Source organism: Algoriphagus ornithinivorans (assembly GCF_900115305.1).
Lineage (GTDB): Bacteria > Bacteroidota > Bacteroidia > Cytophagales > Cyclobacteriaceae > Algoriphagus > Algoriphagus ornithinivorans.
The window spans coordinates 168,609-183,573 of the sequence record NZ_FOVW01000004.1 but is presented as its reverse complement, the minus strand read 5'-3'; the positions used below and the strand labels follow the sequence as shown (position 1 = coordinate 183,573).

Below are 14,965 nucleotides of genomic sequence, written 5' to 3'. Positions count from 1 at the left end.
GACTAAGGATTCCAATCAGCAGGCGGAGCTACTTGGGCTCCCGGAACTTCCCTGCAATCGTCGGGAATAATAGCTTTATTTTGTCGGAAGGTTAAATCATTCTGATCGATATAGATTCTTCTTACCGTCTCTGCACCAACTATAAAGTAACCTAAAACCACTTCTTCAGGGTTTTCCAAATTAATCATATTGCCACGAATACTAGCAGGAGGAGGATCAAATACCGAGCCGCTGATTTCTGTTTGTTGCTTTACCAACCTAAGAAAACGATAGGCCTCTTGTGAAATGCTCATCTGCCTCACATCTACCCGGTAGGTCTTGACAAATCGCAAGCCGTCATCCTCAATAAATGCAACTGGAATTCGGGTAGTTAGGCCATTGAAATTATCATCGTTTGCGATGAATATGCTTTGGTTACTGACTTGTTCTGATCTAAAACATGCAATACAACAAGGTTTGGGCTGAGGATCACGACTTGGGTTAGCATCAGATGGTCGAGGAGTAAATAGGTCAGGCCTGGTCTCCAAAACATAAACTGACGGCCCATTTCGCCAGAAGTAGAAGTTATTTTCATCCACAGGATCATTGATCTCTGCTATTAACTGAACTCCTGATCTATCATTCAATTCTCCTTCTACAGGAATCCGAACAGTCTGAACACTGAGATTATTGATTTCAGGCACTGCATTTACTTTCTCAGGAAAAGAAGTATAGACGGTTCCATCTGGCGTTTGTATCTGCAAGGTGTAGCTTCGTCCAAGCTGGGCAGCAAAATTTTCAGGTGTAAAATAAGCTCCCCTATCATTTGCTGACTCAGCTAGAAAAACTACGTTTCCCAAATCATCTCTTACAATAACCGTAGCACCTGTGACTGGCCGTATCAGCCCTTCAAATACAGAACCATAAGTAGCACTTCTTGTCAGTCGAATTACCTGTCTACCCGGCTGTGTGGTAATCATTCCCTCTATGGTAAGCAACTGTTCCCCTTCCCCAACTTCCACTTCATAGGGATCAATGCAGGCCATAGGCAGCATCAAAAGGACGTAAAAAAGCTTTTTAAATACTCTCATCTCAAAACTTAATTGAATAGCTTAAACTTGGTAAAGGAACTCCCAACACTGCCAAACGAAGGGCTTGAGGAGGTGCTCCTGCTTCATCCACAAAAAAGAGAGAGAATGGATTTCTTCTTCCGTACACATTTAGCACGGAGAAAGTCCAATCACCATCATAGAACTTGCCTTTTCCTTTCAACTTAAAATTCACTGAAAGGTCCAGTCGGTGGAAATCCGGAAGTCTCTGTTCGTTTCTTCTGTCAAAGAAAGCTAGATTATTCCCTGAGTAATCAAACTTGGCCTCAGGAAAAGTAACTGGTCTCCCTGTACTGTATCCGAAAGTTGCAGAAATAGAGGTATTGGTGGAAACCTTGTAATTTCCGATCAATGTCAAATCATGAGGCTTATCGAAATTAGAAGCAAACCATTCGCCATCGTTGATCATTTCTTCCTCAAATGGTGTAATTACTCTTCTCAAGCTTCTGGAATAGGTATAGGACACCCAACCTGTCAATCTTCCCAAATTCTTTTTCACATATAACTCAATCCCGTAGGCTCTGCCCTGTGCAGGAACAAGCTCGGTTTCAATATGATTTTGAAGGATTAGGTTAGCACCATCTTTATACTCCACTACATTTTGAATGTCCTTGTAGTAGACCTCAATAGAAGTCTCGAAAATATTTCCCTTGAAATTGTTATAAAATCCCAAGGAGTATTGATCTACGATCTGAGGCTTTAAAAACTCATCACTCAACTTCCAAACATCTGTCGGCGCAATGGTTGCTGTGTTGGAAATTAAATGGATGAATTGATACATCTTGTTGTATCCAGCTTTGATAGAGCTGTATTTGGAAAGCGAGTAGCGAATTGAGCCCCTAGGGCCAAGTCCATCATAGGAAATAATGTTTTCACCATCCGCATAGCTTCTTTCTGAAATAGCTGAACCTTCAGATTTGGGTTGGTTTTCGGCATATTGTCTCACCGTCCTTGGTCCCAAATACTGATACATGTCATACCTTAAGCCGTAGGATATCCCAATTTTCTCTCCGAATTCCAGTTCATGCTGAAAATGTACCCCGGATTCCCTACCAAATTCATCCTGCACCTTTTTAGGCAATATTCCAGATTCCTGCTCGCTGGAGGGGATCAATTCACCAGGCTGAACAGTCAAATCTTTGAAATCACCGCCAAAAGTCACTCTGTTATTTTCTCCGATCTGATAAGTCATGAATGCCTTAATTCCGAAATCTTGAATTCCTGAATTCAAATCAAAATCATTGATCCCTGATCGATTAAAGATGCTGTAATCATATTGGGTATAATAACCCAAAGCCTCCAGGCTCAACTTCTCGCCAAACTTGCTTTTCCACTGAAGAGAGTGGGAATTATTTTTCCAGGATATTGTAGTATCTGAGGCAAAAGCAAAATCATCGTATGAGGTGTAATAGCTATAGGTGAATTCATTGTTTTCAGAAATAGGAGCTGAAATCACCAAATTGCCATCATAAAAATTCGCCTGCGAATTATTCAAGTCAGGATTGCTCAAAGCACCCAAAAACCAATTGATATAAGAGCCTCTAAAGCCTCCCCTGACAGATAATTTATTTTTGATAAGCGGTCCATTGACGCCGATTTTTCCAGAAAAATTACTCAACATCAAGTCTCCTCCCCATTTGTCAATACTTCCGGTTTTTGGTAGAATATCCAAAATGGATGAACCCCTGCCCCCGTAGCGTGTAGGGATTACTGACTTGTATAAAGTCACATCATTGACTACATCCGCATTGAAAGAAGTAAAAAGCCCAAAAAGGTGAGTTGGGTTATAAATTGGAGCCCCGGCAAACTGAATTAGGTTTTGATCTGCCCCTCCTCCCCGTACATTCAATCCCGCTGCAGCCTCACCAACTTGCGATACACCTGGAAGCGTAGCCATAGAGCGAATAATATCCACTTCCCCGAGGAATGGAGGAAGTTCCTTGATCGAGTTCATACTCAATGTAATCGCCCCCATATCGGTTGATCGAATATTTTTCTCCGGGTCTCTTCCGAATATAACCACATCGTCCAACTGAAAATCTTCTTGAAGCATCCGAATGGAAATTCTCCCATCTCCTACTGCAACGATGGGATATTTGATGGTCTCATATCCCACATATCTAAACTCCAAAATGTATTCAGCCCGGTCAAGAACTAGCTCAAATCCTCCATTGGAATCAGTGATCCGGGTGACGTTCAATTCAGGTACTGTTACAGTAGCACCTACCAGTGCTTCACCTGTAATCTCATCCATTATCCTCCCTGAGATTTTGATGTTTTTCAATTGCCCAACATCTCTACCGACTACCTCCCTTTTGGGTTGGGTTTGGGTAAAAGCTACATGCGTGAGCAAGAAAAGTATAAGAGGTAAAAGTCGCTTCATAGTCAAATTTTAAAATCCCTCAGGTGTAAATTTGTACATATTCATAGGATATGATCCTGCCAGGGTAATGTCTGGGACTCGCATGATGTATAATACTCCATCTTTGACGAAGTGCCCTACCAAAATACTTTGAGGTAAGCCCGGCATCGGATTTTTGGGTTTCCATGTAAGGGTATTCAGATTAAGCTCCCACAATTCATCTGATCTACGATAAAGCCCAACATAAGCCTTATCTCCGATTACTCTACCCATCCCATATCCATCACCTAGTCCCCCTGGATAACTGGAAACTATTTGCCAAGAATCGCTGGATGGAGTATAGGACCAAACTGATTTATCTTTCCCGATTACATAGGCTCTCCCTTGATAGATAAAGTGAGCATTTTCTGCATTGAAATTCTCAGGAGGTGTTCCCAGCGAACTCCAAACTTTGGTTACAGGATTATACTTTCTAAAAGATGCCTCGTTACTTTGCTTAGTTCCCAAAACATAGAGCGTGGAGTTAATTTCAAAAGCTAAAGACTCCCTACTGTCAAAAGGTAAATCACCCAATTGTTCAAAACCAGAGTCTGTAATCTTCCAAAAGCTGGAATTTATGACAATGGGATTTCCAAGTCTGGCAGTTCCTCCACCAATATAGTTGTCCGTGAAAAAAGCAAAAGATCTTGGAGAGCCGGGAAATCCCACTCTATCCCAAGTTTTAGTTGCTATATCATATCGCTGGAAATACTCTAACTGAAAAAGTCTTCTTTCAGACCCTAATCCTATATGAAGACCTGAGTTTCTCTGGAAAAACACATTGTCGTAAACCTTTATTTCCTGAGGAAAAGCGGTGATCAATTCATAAGTACCTACTCTATATTCAAATTTTTCAGGAAACTCTACTACATTATTTTGAACCTGAATTTTGATAGGAACAGTCACACCATCCTTAGGGGCAGGTATTCTTACCCGAATTCTGCTTTCTAGGGTAATGCTGATGATTTGAGCTTCCACAGAACCAAAAAACACTTTGGTGTCTTTGGTAAAGTTTCTTCCGATAATGGTCATCTCTTGTCCAGTAGCCCCAAAAGCGGGACTAAATGATTCCAAACCAACCGGTAAAGTCCGAACTTCAAGTACATTTCCGAATTCATCTCCTGCCCCGGTATTGAAAAATGATTTGGCATAATAGAGTTGATTAACTTCCAAATTTGATACTTGCCCGATAAACCTTCCCGGGCCATCCTTTGCCCCTAAAGAAATGATGATGGGTGATGCAAAATTAGGGTCTTTAGAAAGGTAAAAACCATGATCCTGAACCTGCACGGATTGATTACTGATTACCCTTCCCAAAAGCCGAACTTGTTCACCACTGGCATATAGTATTTCTTCAGTGACTACAAATGTGGTTTCATTTTCTTCGGTACAGGCCCATCCCAAAAAAAGCATTGCCAAACAGCAAAGAGACAGAATTTTTTTCATAAAACTGGGGTAGCTAATAAGTCCCCAAAAATAGAGAAATACCTATTTATTACAACCCTTGAACCTGAATCTTTCAGGGATTTAACATTCAACCTCAGTTTTTGAACGCGATCCTTTCAAAAACCTAATAAAAATCCAGAAATAAGGCTTTTATAAAGCTCCGAATAGTCCCCAGAATCTTCTTTTATGAAAATTCGAGTTTGCCTTTTTTCCTGAAAAGTTCTGTAAAAGGACCTCACTATTCTGTGAATAGGTTTGCCAGGTCTATCCTGTACCTGTATTTCCTGTCCAGAGTTAAAACCAAGTTTGGAAAAAATCAACTCTAACTCTGCCATTTGGCGCGGTGGCAATATCACCCAAAACGCGCCATCCTTAGTCAAAAGCTGGTCTACTGAATTCGCTAAATCCTCAAATGATAGACTGTCGGTATGTAATGCTTGGTTTCTCTTGGAATCTGGAGATTTCAAATGATCAGGGAAATATGGGGGATTTGATACGATCAAATCGAAAGAGGACTTTTTCTTCAAATCCTGAATAGCGCCTTTTGAAATTTCTATCCTATCCGAAAAGATGCTTTGCTCAAAATTCATCCTAGCCTGCTCAAAGGCATCTTGATCAATTTCTATTGCAAAAATATTTGCTTGCTCAAAGCGCTGGGCCAACATCAAAGAAATGACACCTGTTCCAGTACCTATATCCAGAATAGTTTTGGTCTCTTCCCCCTCTGCTAATGATCCTAAAAGGACTGCATCGGTAGAAATCTTCATGGCACAGCGATCCTGTTCCACCCGAAACTGCTGAAACTGAAACCAGCTATTGCCCATCAGGTCCTGGCTTTGCTGAATAATCTGGATTTGAATCGTGGCCTGTCCTCCATCACATTCAATTCATCTTCTGAAACCCGCTTTACGCTCTCTATGGTATAAAAAGCCTTTTCATCGATTTCCTTAACCTTTGCGATGAATTCCTGAAGATTCTCCCGCTTCATCACAGTAAAAAGTAGATTCACCTTTCCATACCTTCCTTCCGCTCCCACACTGGTAAACCTATAATCTCTTTCCTTCATAAACTCCAGTAATTTGGGTTCAGAAATTGGCGTAATGATTCTTACCAACACTCTCCCCAAGGCCAATTTTTCTTCGAAAAACATACCTACGTAAGTTCCGGTACCAAAGCCGGCAGCATAAGCAATGTAGGACATAGGATTATTGATATTTTGGAAGATTTGCCCGATAGCGAGCAACCAGATGAGCGCTTCAAAAAACCCTAAAAAAGGAGCGACATTCCGCTTTCCGCTCATCATAAACATGATGCGAAGGGTATTAATCGATACATCTCCGACCCTAGCTATGAATATCAAAGCAGGCATGATGACATAGTTGAAAAGCTGTTCGGAAACCCCTAATTCGTATAAGAAATCTTGCATTTGCCTTCGGTCTTGATGAAAGCACAAAGGTACCACTTTCCCGGCAAGGCGAGAAGAATATCTTCCAAACTCAGATTTTTCTATTTCTGCCGGCTGGAATGCCAAATGCCAAGAATTGAGCCGTCATGATGATCAAAAACCAAATCAACAAATCCCAATCTCCGATCAAATCCAAAGAAATCCCGAATAAAAGCGGGCCTAAAGCAGCTAAAACATACCCTGCAGATTGTACCATTCCGGAAAGCTTGGCAGTAGTCCTATCCTCAATGGTTCTAAGAGAAATTAAAGTATATGCAATACTCAAGCTGGCACCGCTCCCTATTCCTATGATGGTCAATGATACAAAGGCCACCCAGTCCAGCTCAATGAAAAGCAATCCATAGCCTAAGAAATAAGCCAGGCCAACACCAATTATTACTCCGGTCTGTTCTTTTTGCCTGATCAAAAAATTAGGAGCGAAAAAGGTCCCCAAAAGCGAAATAAGCTGGGCATAAGATAAAGCAACTCCAGCTAAAACAGGACTCATTCCTCTTGAGATCAACATGTCAGGAAGCCAAGTGACCATGGTAAAATACATGACTGATTGAGCACCCATAAACAACGTGACCTGCCAAGCAAGGGTGGATTTCCAGACATTTTTAATGGCCTCATTGCTCAAATTTGCAGCTTTGGGCTTCAATTTTACTTGGGGAAACCAAACAGCCAAAGCCAATAGCATCACCAGAGACCAAGAAGCTAAAGAACCTCTCCAACCCAAATTTAAATCTACAGCCAAAGGTACACTCAGGCCAGAAGCGATCGCGGCAAAAAGCGACATGCCCGTGGATAGAATCGCGGTCATCAAACCCATTTTTTCCGGAATTCTGGCTTTGAAAAGGGGAATCATCAGCACATTGGCAATGACAATTCCTATTCCTGTCAAGGCAGTTCCAACAAAAAGCAGGGTTGTTCCCCCCAATACTCGAATAATTACACCAACTGTTAGCAGAGAAATACCCAAAAATATCGCTCTTGCATTCCCAATGCGTTTACCTATTGATGGCGCAAAGAGGGAGAAGATCGCGAAGGTGATCAATGAAAGCGTGGTAAGAAACCCAGCCAGTCCATTGGAAATATCCAAATCCTCCCGAATGAATGGAATTAGTGGTCCCACAGAGGCAATGGAGGTTCGCAAATTGATAGAAATCAACGCAATCCCAAAAATCAATAAGAGCTGGCTTTTTTTAGATGGAGTCAAAGAAGAGACATTAATTCAGTTTCCCTAATCTATTTTATGTTGGATACTTTTAATTTGGATTAAAATTTTACAAAGTCTCCCCCTCAAGCACACCCTTTCTTCATTTCAGCTTTTAGACTTCAGCTTTCTCACTTTGAATTTCAGCCTTCTAACTTCAGTTTTCAGACTTCTTGAGACCGCTTCGTTCCTCGCATTGACGGCACTACCTACTGTCTACTGCCTACTTTTCAGCCTTCTCACTTCAGCTTTCAGACTTTTCAAGAATGTGTTTCCACCAAATCTTTCACACAGTCTACCCAAGTATCAGTAGAGTTTAGACTTGGAACCAAATCCCATTTTTCGCCTCCCAACTCTTCAAACTCTTCTTTGTACTCCTCTCCTACCTCCACGGTAGTTTCCAAGCAATCCGCCACAAATGCCGGTGAGAAGACCAATACTTTTTTGACTCCCTGCTCTGCGAGCTCTTTGATTACATCTTCAGTATAAGGTTTGATCCAAGGGTCCTTACCTAATCTAGACTGAAAACAAGTCATGACTTTGTCCTCCGGCAATCCAAGTTTTGCGGCCACTAAGCGGGTGGTATGAAAGCATTGAGCTCGGTAACAAAATTGGTTTTTAGGCCCGTATTTATTACAGCAGGCTCCCAGCTTACAATAATTATCCACCGACCCCTTCCGGATTTGTCTCTCCGGTAATCCATGATAAGAAAAGAGGTAACGATCATATTGATCTTGCTGCATCATCTCCTTGCCCAATTCTTCCCAAGCCTGAATGAATAATGGATGCTCAACAAAATTGCTGATAAAGGTAATCTCAGGAATAATCTGCCAGCCTCGGGCAATTTCCATGACCTTGTCAATCACAGAACCATTGGTTGCAGAAGCATATTGAGGAAAAAGTGGCAGAACGATGATCTTCCTTACCTTAGCATCCATCAACTCTTTCAAACCTGACTCAATACTTGGACTTTGGTAGCGCATAGCCATGGAAACCAAATATTCCTCAGCGTCCAACTTGGCAACCAATTTTTCTTTTAAGTCTTCTGTATGAAAAAGCAGAGGAGATCCTCTGTCCGTCCAGAGTTTTCTGTATTCTTTAGCGGATTTTGGAGCCCGAAAAGGCGCAATAATCAAATTCACTAACATCCATCGGGGAATAAATGGAAAGTCAATCACTCTTCCATCCATCAAAAATTCCCGAAGATATTTTCTTACGTCTCCAGTTTTGGTGCTATCTGGAGTTCCTAAATTGACGAGTAAAACGCCAATTTTTCCGCTTTTGGCCATGATTTATTGTTTGATAATGGGTGTTGAACCTTTACAACTCAAAATTACGAGAGAAAGTTAAATCAAGCCAATTGAACCGACTTATATGACATTGATAAAAGCTTTTAGATTTTGAGCCTGCCTGCCCAGCCCATCAAAGGACCTGAAGCAATGGAAGAAACTAATGCCAAAATCACCAAGCCAATAAATAGAGAGTCTGAAACTAAGCCGGATTCCAATGCAATCAATCCTAATATGATATCCATGCTACCTCTGGTGCTCAAGCCGAAACCTACAATGATAGACTCTCTTCTAGGGATTTGTGCCAATCTACTTCCAAAGTAGGCTCCATAATACTTGGTCAATAAGCCGACGATGACAATCACTCCCGTCACTCCCAAATCAAAACTTTCAATAAAATTCACCTTCAATCCAATTGAAACAAAGAATATGGGAGCGAAAATATTATTGATAAACTGATGAAGAATCTCCTTGGCTTTTTCAGTTAAATACTCCGAATCTCCCAAGGCTACGCCTATGATAAAGGCTCCGAAAATTGCGTGAATTCCTATAAATTCTGTAAAGGAAGCCGCCAAAAAACAAATAGCCAAAGAAAGTGACAATAAGCCTCCCGGCCAGGCCATTTTCTTATTGACCCAAGGAAGTGTCTTATTGATCAAGCCTTTACCAATAGTCAGCATGATTAAGGTAAAAGCCAGCGTCAGACCGATAGTTGGCCAGACTCCCAAGCCTCCACTTCCTGATTCTGATAGGGAAAGAATCACTGAAAACACAATCCAACCCAATACATCCACAATCATCGCAGCGGCTATAATCAGTAGTCCGGTTTGGGTTTTGAATAAATTCAAATCCATCAAAATCCGGGCAACCACTGCCAAAGCCGTAATTCCTATGGCCAAACCAAAGAAGGTAGAAGCTACTATCCTGTCATTAATATTGACTCCCAAAAACTCCGGGAAGGCATAGGCTACCACAAACCCAGCAATAATGGGAAGCACCATGGAGGCTACCGCAATTTTGAGTGCATTTTTCCCTTGACTCCAGACAATCTGCAGTTCCACTTCAAGTCCTGCAATGAAGAGGAGCAAGACCACAGAAATCTGCACAAATCCATCCAATGCGATATTGGACATTTCATGCGAACCAAACAGATATTCCTGAAAGCCCGGCATCAAAGAACCCAAAATAGTGGGTCCCAAAACAATTCCTGCTAATATTTCGCCTACCACAGCAGGCTGTTTCAATTTTCTGGCAATCTCAGCAAAAACTCTGGCCATGATCAACATAGCCGCAAGTTGGAGGAGGAGATTGATGACCTCCTTATGGTTTAACGTTTCCATGGAGGCTTATTTTTTTACGATTAAAAGATTGCAAGGAAGGGTGCTGAGCAACTCTTCCAAGTCATGCGGGAAAATCCTATCAAAGAAATTGAGCTTTCTCTCGTCTCCTACAACCAACAGATTGGCATCAGTTTTTTCACAGAACCTTGCCAACTCCACAGCCCATTTCCCTCCGGTAACTTTTATATTAATTTTCAATTTTCCTTTATCTAGGTCTTTAAGAATTTGCTCCACGTAGTCAATCTCATTCTGAACCAGCTGTCTTCTGGTATGAGCAATTTCTTCTTCCGAATCCTCACTAGCCGTTCCCATCTGCAAACCATACATTTTGATTTCATTCAAAATGGACACTTGGTCTGCCTTGACCACTTTTGAAAACTCCAAGCCATGCTTGATCACTTGTGGAGTGATTTCCAGCTGGGTTCCATTGATGACCACTCTGGAAAACTCGGAGGTTTTAACTCTTGGCTCGATCAGGGTCAGTACCGAGCAGGGAGATTTTCTGATGATTTTTCTCCCTACAGAACCCATATAATACTTAAACAGACCTTCTTGTTTCAAAGCTCCGGCAACCAATAGATCCACCTTTTCCTCTCTGCAAGCCTGAAGAATCATTTTTACAGGCTTTCCTTCCTTCCACAAGACTTTGGTTTTCGCAGGATCACATTGGTTTTTTTCAATTAATTCAGTCAGCTTTTTCTCTAATTCGGGCGTTTTGACACCAACATGAATCAGAATCAATTCCGAATCAAAAAGCAATACCAGCCTTTTGACTTCAGCAATAAGCGCCTCAATTCGAGGTGAAAATGCTATTGCAAGGGCAATTTTTTGATACATAAAGGTTGATGGGTTTAACTCAAATAAACGAAAAATCGTGAACCTAACAACAAAAAAATGCTTCCCACCATTTATCCAAAGCTGTTCCCACTCACGCATATTTATGGCTTCCAGAAAAACAGACCTGCATTTTGTCCTTAATTTTTAATAAAATTCAGGTGAAATAATCTTTGAAAAATCATACAAAACAGAATTTTAAACTCAATTGATTTATGAAAAAAATCGTACTCGGTTGCCTGATGGCTGTCGGTATGGCCTGGTCGGGAGCAGCTTCTGCTCAATCCGATTATCCCACACTGAGCCAGCTCAATCAGCGCCTGCAGCGAATAGGCTCCAATGCCTCTGCTGAATTAAAGTCCCTCACCAAAACCCAGGGAGGAAAAGATATTTGGGTTTTGAAAGTTGGTACTGGCGATAAAGATCAAAAGCCAGCTATTGCAGTAGTCGGAGGGGTAGAAGGATTTCACGTTCTCAGCGTAGAACTGGCTACCAGATTTGCTGAAGATCTGATTAGCAAACATGCATCTGCATTGGAGAATACCACTTTTTATATTTTTCCAAATATGTCTCCTGATGCTTATGAGCAATATCATGCTTCTCTGAAATATGAAAGAAGGGGAAATGCAGCATCTGTAGACCATGATCGTGATGGCAAGGCAGGAGAAAATGGCTACACAGACCTCAATGGAGATGGATACATTACCTGGATGAGAGTTGAAGATCCAATGGGAGATTACATGCTATCCAAAGAAGATGATCGGGTACTGGTCAAAGCAGACAAAAGCAAGGGAGAAGCTGGAAAGTATTTCGTTTACAAGGAAAGTAAAGACGATGATCAGGATGGAAAGTTTGCGGAGGACCTTCAAGAAGGTATTGCATTCAACAAGTCCTTAACTTATAAATTCCCGGTTTTCCAGCCATTGGCAGGTGATATTCCTGTCTCTCAGCCAGAATCTAGAGCCATGTTGGACTATCTTTTTGACCAATGGAACATTTTTGCCTTTGTGACCTTTTCGCCTGCAAACAATCTTTCATCTCCATTGAAATACAATGCAGGTGAGGCAAGAAAGCGGGTAGTCACTTCTATTCTGGAGAAAGATCAGGCCATCAATGCTATGGTTTCCGGGATCTACAATGAAACTGTTTCTCAGAAAGCCTATCAGCAAACTAATCAGGGCACAGACGGGGACTTTTTCCAGTGGGCTTATTTCCATTTTGCCCGCTTGAGTTATAGCACTCCTGCTTACTGGACTCCTGAATATAAAGGAAAAAGCAATCCTGAAGCTACCTATTTAGCTTGGGCTGATTCATTGGGCTGGAAGGATGTCTTTATTCCTTGGAAGGAAATTTCACACCCGGATTTCCCTGGCAAAAATGTAGAAGTGGGAGGTATTAAGCCATTTGTCATGCACAATCCTCCTTTTGAAAAAGTAGAGAAAATCGCTGAAGAACATACCGATTTCATTCTTAAGCTGGCTGAAATGCAGCCTAAATTACAAGTGCAAAATTTGAAGATTGAATCTTTGGGGAACGGTTTAACCCGTGTGAGTTTGGATTTATTCAACAACTCTCCACTTCCTACACACTCAGAAATGGGTGAAAGATCCAGATGGCTTCGCAAAATCCGTGTGGACTTGAACGCTCCGGCGGACAGAGTGATTTCCGGAGAAAAAATCCAACTGATTGATTCTATCGATGCTTTCGGAAAAAGCAGTTTGAGCTGGATCATCAGAGGAAAAGGAGATGTCAGCATCAAAGCAGGAGCACCTCATGTGGGCTTTATCAACGCAACTTTCAAACTCTAAGCCATGAAACAGATAAAAACAAAGAAATTAATTCTTGCCTTGGCCATGAGTGCATTAGGCTTTGGCCAAATAGAAAGCCAGGCTCAGGAAAAATTTTTCAGGGCAGTGGGCACACCCCATCAACCTAAAGTAGAAACCGCCTGGAACAGGTATTATACTTACGAAGGACTGGTGGATGTCATGCAAAAAATCGCAAAGGCACATCCCAAATTGGCAAAAATAGAAGCCATCGGAAAATCTTATGAGGGAAGGGATATTATGACTCTGACCATTACAGATTTTGAATCCGGAAAAGATACAGACAAGCCAGCCATGTGGATTGACGGGAATATTCACTCCAATGAAATTCAGGGTGCTGAGTTTGCCTTGTACACAGCCTGGTATTTGACGGAAATGCATGGAAGCAATGAGTTTATCCAGCAACTCCTAAAGGATAAAACTTTCTATATCACGCCTACGATTAACCCGGATGCTAGAAATGATTTCTTTTTGAAACCAAATACTCAAAACACTCCTCGCTCTGGTGTAATGAAGCTGGATAATGACGGAGATGGCTTGGCAGGTGAAGATGAAATGGACGACTTAGATGGAGATGGACATATCACCATGATGATTAGAAAATCACCAACCGGCAGATATATCAAAGACCCATTGGATCCCAGAAGATTGGTAGCTGTAGGTCCTGATCAGGTAGGAGAATATGAGATGCTGGGACAGGAAGGAACCGACCTCGATGGAGACGGAAGAATCAATGATGATGATGTAGGTTATTACGATCCCAACAGAGATTGGGGCTGGAATTGGCAACCTGACTATATTCAAAGAGGAGCTCTTCGCTATCCTTTCACTTTGCCAGAAAACCGCTCTGTGATGGAGTTTGTGATGAAGCATCCAAACATTGCCGGAGCACAGAGCTATCACAACTACGGAGGAATGATCCTAAGAGGTCCAGGTGCTGAGGAAGATGTCAACACCTACAACCGTGAGGATATCAGAATTTATGACGCCATTGCAAAAAAAGGTGAAGAAATGATGCCAGGATATAGGTATTTGACAGTTTACAAGGACCTTTATTCCGTATTTGGAGGCGAATTGGATTGGTTTTATGGAAACCGTGGGATATTCACTTATTCCAATGAGTTGATGATTTCCTATCTATACTTCCACCAGAATGCAGGTCGAGGCAATCAGGAAGAACAATTGAAAGTAGATCAGCTTTTGACTTTTGGCGATGCCTTTGTGAATTGGAAAAGTTATGAGCACCCACAGTTTGGAGAGATCGAGATTGGTGGTTTCAAAAAAACCTTTGGAAGAGCTCATCCAGGCTTCTTGATGGAGCAAGACGCACATAGAAATTCTGCCTTTACTATTTACCACGCTTATCATACTCCGAAACTTTCTGTCATGGATGTAAAGGAGGAAGATTTGGGAGGCAGACTGAAAGCCATCACTGCTACCATTTTCAATGAAAGAATGATGCCTACGCATTCCTCTCAGGATTTGAAATACAATATCGAAAGACCAGACTATGTGAGCATCTCCGGCGCAAAAGTGGTGGCTGGATTTGTAGTAGAGGACGAGGATTTCAAACGCTATAAAGAACAAAAACACTCACCGGAAAAAATTGCGGTGGAAAATATCCCTGGAATGAGTGCGGTGAAAGTTCGCTGGATTGTATCCTCAGGATCCAATTATAGCATCAGCGTCGATTCCGCCAAAGGTGGAAAAGCTAGTTGGAAGAAGTAAGGAAATCTGAATGACAAAACATAAATCCCGCTAATAATTATTGGCGGGATTTTTTTTGTAAAGTTTTAGACAATGAATCAATTAACCACTAAGTGGTTAAACCCCTCAATAACCGCCAGTGAAACTGGTGGTATAAAGATGCACAAATATGGCGACTCCCAACTCTGAAGGAGTTGAACTTCAAGCGCTATTCAGAAAGTTTGATCCCTTCAGGGTCAGGGTAGCAGATAACCTTGGGTTCCTTTGCCACGGGTTACACCTGCCTACCGGCAAAGGCAGGCCCGTGGTTATTATAAAGTTCAATCCTTTCAGGATTGGATCTATGGAATAACTTAATCAAAAAGTCGAATAAC

At 41.7% G+C, this 14,965-nt stretch carries 11 protein-coding genes; 2 read left to right on the top strand and 9 right to left on the bottom strand.

Annotated elements, in window-relative coordinates; all coding sequences use genetic code 11:
- Window positions 1-2: 2 nt before the first annotated feature.
- From BM073_RS07145 to BM073_RS07105, 9 genes are all read right to left on the bottom strand, one after another.
- Entirely contained in the window at window positions 3-1,070 is a 1,068-nt protein-coding gene (locus BM073_RS07145) for a DUF4249 domain-containing protein (protein WP_091652518.1), read from the bottom strand.
- Between the two features lies 1 nt (window position 1,071).
- On the bottom strand, window positions 1,072-3,471 hold the full coding sequence (locus tag BM073_RS07140) for a TonB-dependent receptor (RefSeq protein WP_091652515.1): 2,400 nt from the start codon (window positions 3,469-3,471) through the stop codon (window positions 1,072-1,074).
- A gap of 9 nt (window positions 3,472-3,480) precedes the next feature.
- The gene (locus BM073_RS07135) at window positions 3,481-4,935 is read right to left on the bottom strand and encodes an IPT/TIG domain-containing protein (protein ID WP_091652512.1); all 1,455 of its coding nucleotides are present in this window, start codon (window positions 4,933-4,935) and stop codon (window positions 3,481-3,483) included.
- Window positions 4,936-5,051: 116 nt separating this feature from the next.
- Window positions 5,052-5,759 (bottom strand): tRNA1(Val) (adenine(37)-N6)-methyltransferase, encoded by a 708-nt coding sequence (locus tag BM073_RS07130; protein WP_091652510.1) that lies wholly within the window; start codon window positions 5,757-5,759, stop codon window positions 5,052-5,054.
- On the bottom strand, window positions 5,759-6,361 hold the full coding sequence (locus tag BM073_RS07125) for a DUF2179 domain-containing protein (protein WP_091653036.1): 603 nt from the start codon (window positions 6,359-6,361) through the stop codon (window positions 5,759-5,761). Before BM073_RS07125 ends, BM073_RS07130 begins: the two co-directional genes overlap by 1 nt.
- Window positions 6,362-6,431: 70 nt before the next feature.
- On the bottom strand, window positions 6,432-7,598 hold the full coding sequence (locus BM073_RS07120) for a CynX/NimT family MFS transporter (protein ID WP_091652508.1): 1,167 nt from the start codon (window positions 7,596-7,598) through the stop codon (window positions 6,432-6,434).
- Window positions 7,599-7,855: 257 nt separating this feature from the next.
- Entirely contained in the window at window positions 7,856-8,884 is a 1,029-nt protein-coding gene (gene hemH, locus BM073_RS07115) for a ferrochelatase (RefSeq protein ID WP_091652505.1), read from the bottom strand.
- A 104-nt stretch (window positions 8,885-8,988) separates the two neighbouring features.
- On the bottom strand, window positions 8,989-10,224 hold the full coding sequence (locus BM073_RS07110; RefSeq protein WP_091652502.1) for a cation:proton antiporter: 1,236 nt from the start codon (window positions 10,222-10,224) through the stop codon (window positions 8,989-8,991).
- A 6-nt stretch (window positions 10,225-10,230) separates the two neighbouring features.
- Window positions 10,231-11,061 (bottom strand): universal stress protein, encoded by an 831-nt coding sequence (locus BM073_RS07105; protein ID WP_091652500.1) that lies wholly within the window; start codon window positions 11,059-11,061, stop codon window positions 10,231-10,233.
- Between the two features lie 212 nt (window positions 11,062-11,273).
- On the opposite strand from BM073_RS07105, the gene BM073_RS07100 reads away from it, so the two are divergent.
- A complete protein-coding gene (locus BM073_RS07100) occupies window positions 11,274-12,866 on the top strand; it encodes a M14 family metallopeptidase (RefSeq protein ID WP_091652497.1) in 1,593 nt (530 codons plus the stop codon).
- A gap of 3 nt (window positions 12,867-12,869) precedes the next feature.
- A complete protein-coding gene (locus BM073_RS07095; protein ID WP_091652495.1) occupies window positions 12,870-14,612 on the top strand; it encodes a M14 family metallopeptidase in 1,743 nt (580 codons plus the stop codon).
- Window positions 14,613-14,965: the final 353 nt, after the last annotated feature.

Coding starts and splice junctions, on each gene's coding strand:
- BM073_RS07145 (WP_091652518.1), bottom strand. CDS start 1,070: ATGAGAGTATTTAAAAAGCTTTTTTACGTCCTTTTGATGCTGCCTATG.
- BM073_RS07140 (WP_091652515.1), bottom strand. CDS start 3,471: ATGAAGCGACTTTTACCTCTTATACTTTTCTTGCTCACGCATGTAGCT.
- BM073_RS07135 (WP_091652512.1), bottom strand. CDS start 4,935: ATGAAAAAAATTCTGTCTCTTTGCTGTTTGGCAATGCTTTTTTTGGGA.
- BM073_RS07130 (WP_091652510.1), bottom strand. CDS start 5,759: ATGGGCAATAGCTGGTTTCAGTTTCAGCAGTTTCGGGTGGAACAGGAT.
- BM073_RS07125 (WP_091653036.1), bottom strand. CDS start 6,361: ATGCAAGATTTCTTATACGAATTAGGGGTTTCCGAACAGCTTTTCAAC.
- hemH (WP_091652505.1), bottom strand. CDS start 8,884: ATGGCCAAAAGCGGAAAAATTGGCGTTTTACTCGTCAATTTAGGAACT.
- BM073_RS07110 (WP_091652502.1), bottom strand. CDS start 10,224: ATGGAAACGTTAAACCATAAGGAGGTCATCAATCTCCTCCTCCAACTT.
- BM073_RS07105 (WP_091652500.1), bottom strand. CDS start 11,061: ATGTATCAAAAAATTGCCCTTGCAATAGCATTTTCACCTCGAATTGAG.
- BM073_RS07100 (WP_091652497.1), top strand. CDS start 11,274: ATGAAAAAAATCGTACTCGGTTGCCTGATGGCTGTCGGTATGGCCTGG.
- BM073_RS07095 (WP_091652495.1), top strand. CDS start 12,870: ATGAAACAGATAAAAACAAAGAAATTAATTCTTGCCTTGGCCATGAGT.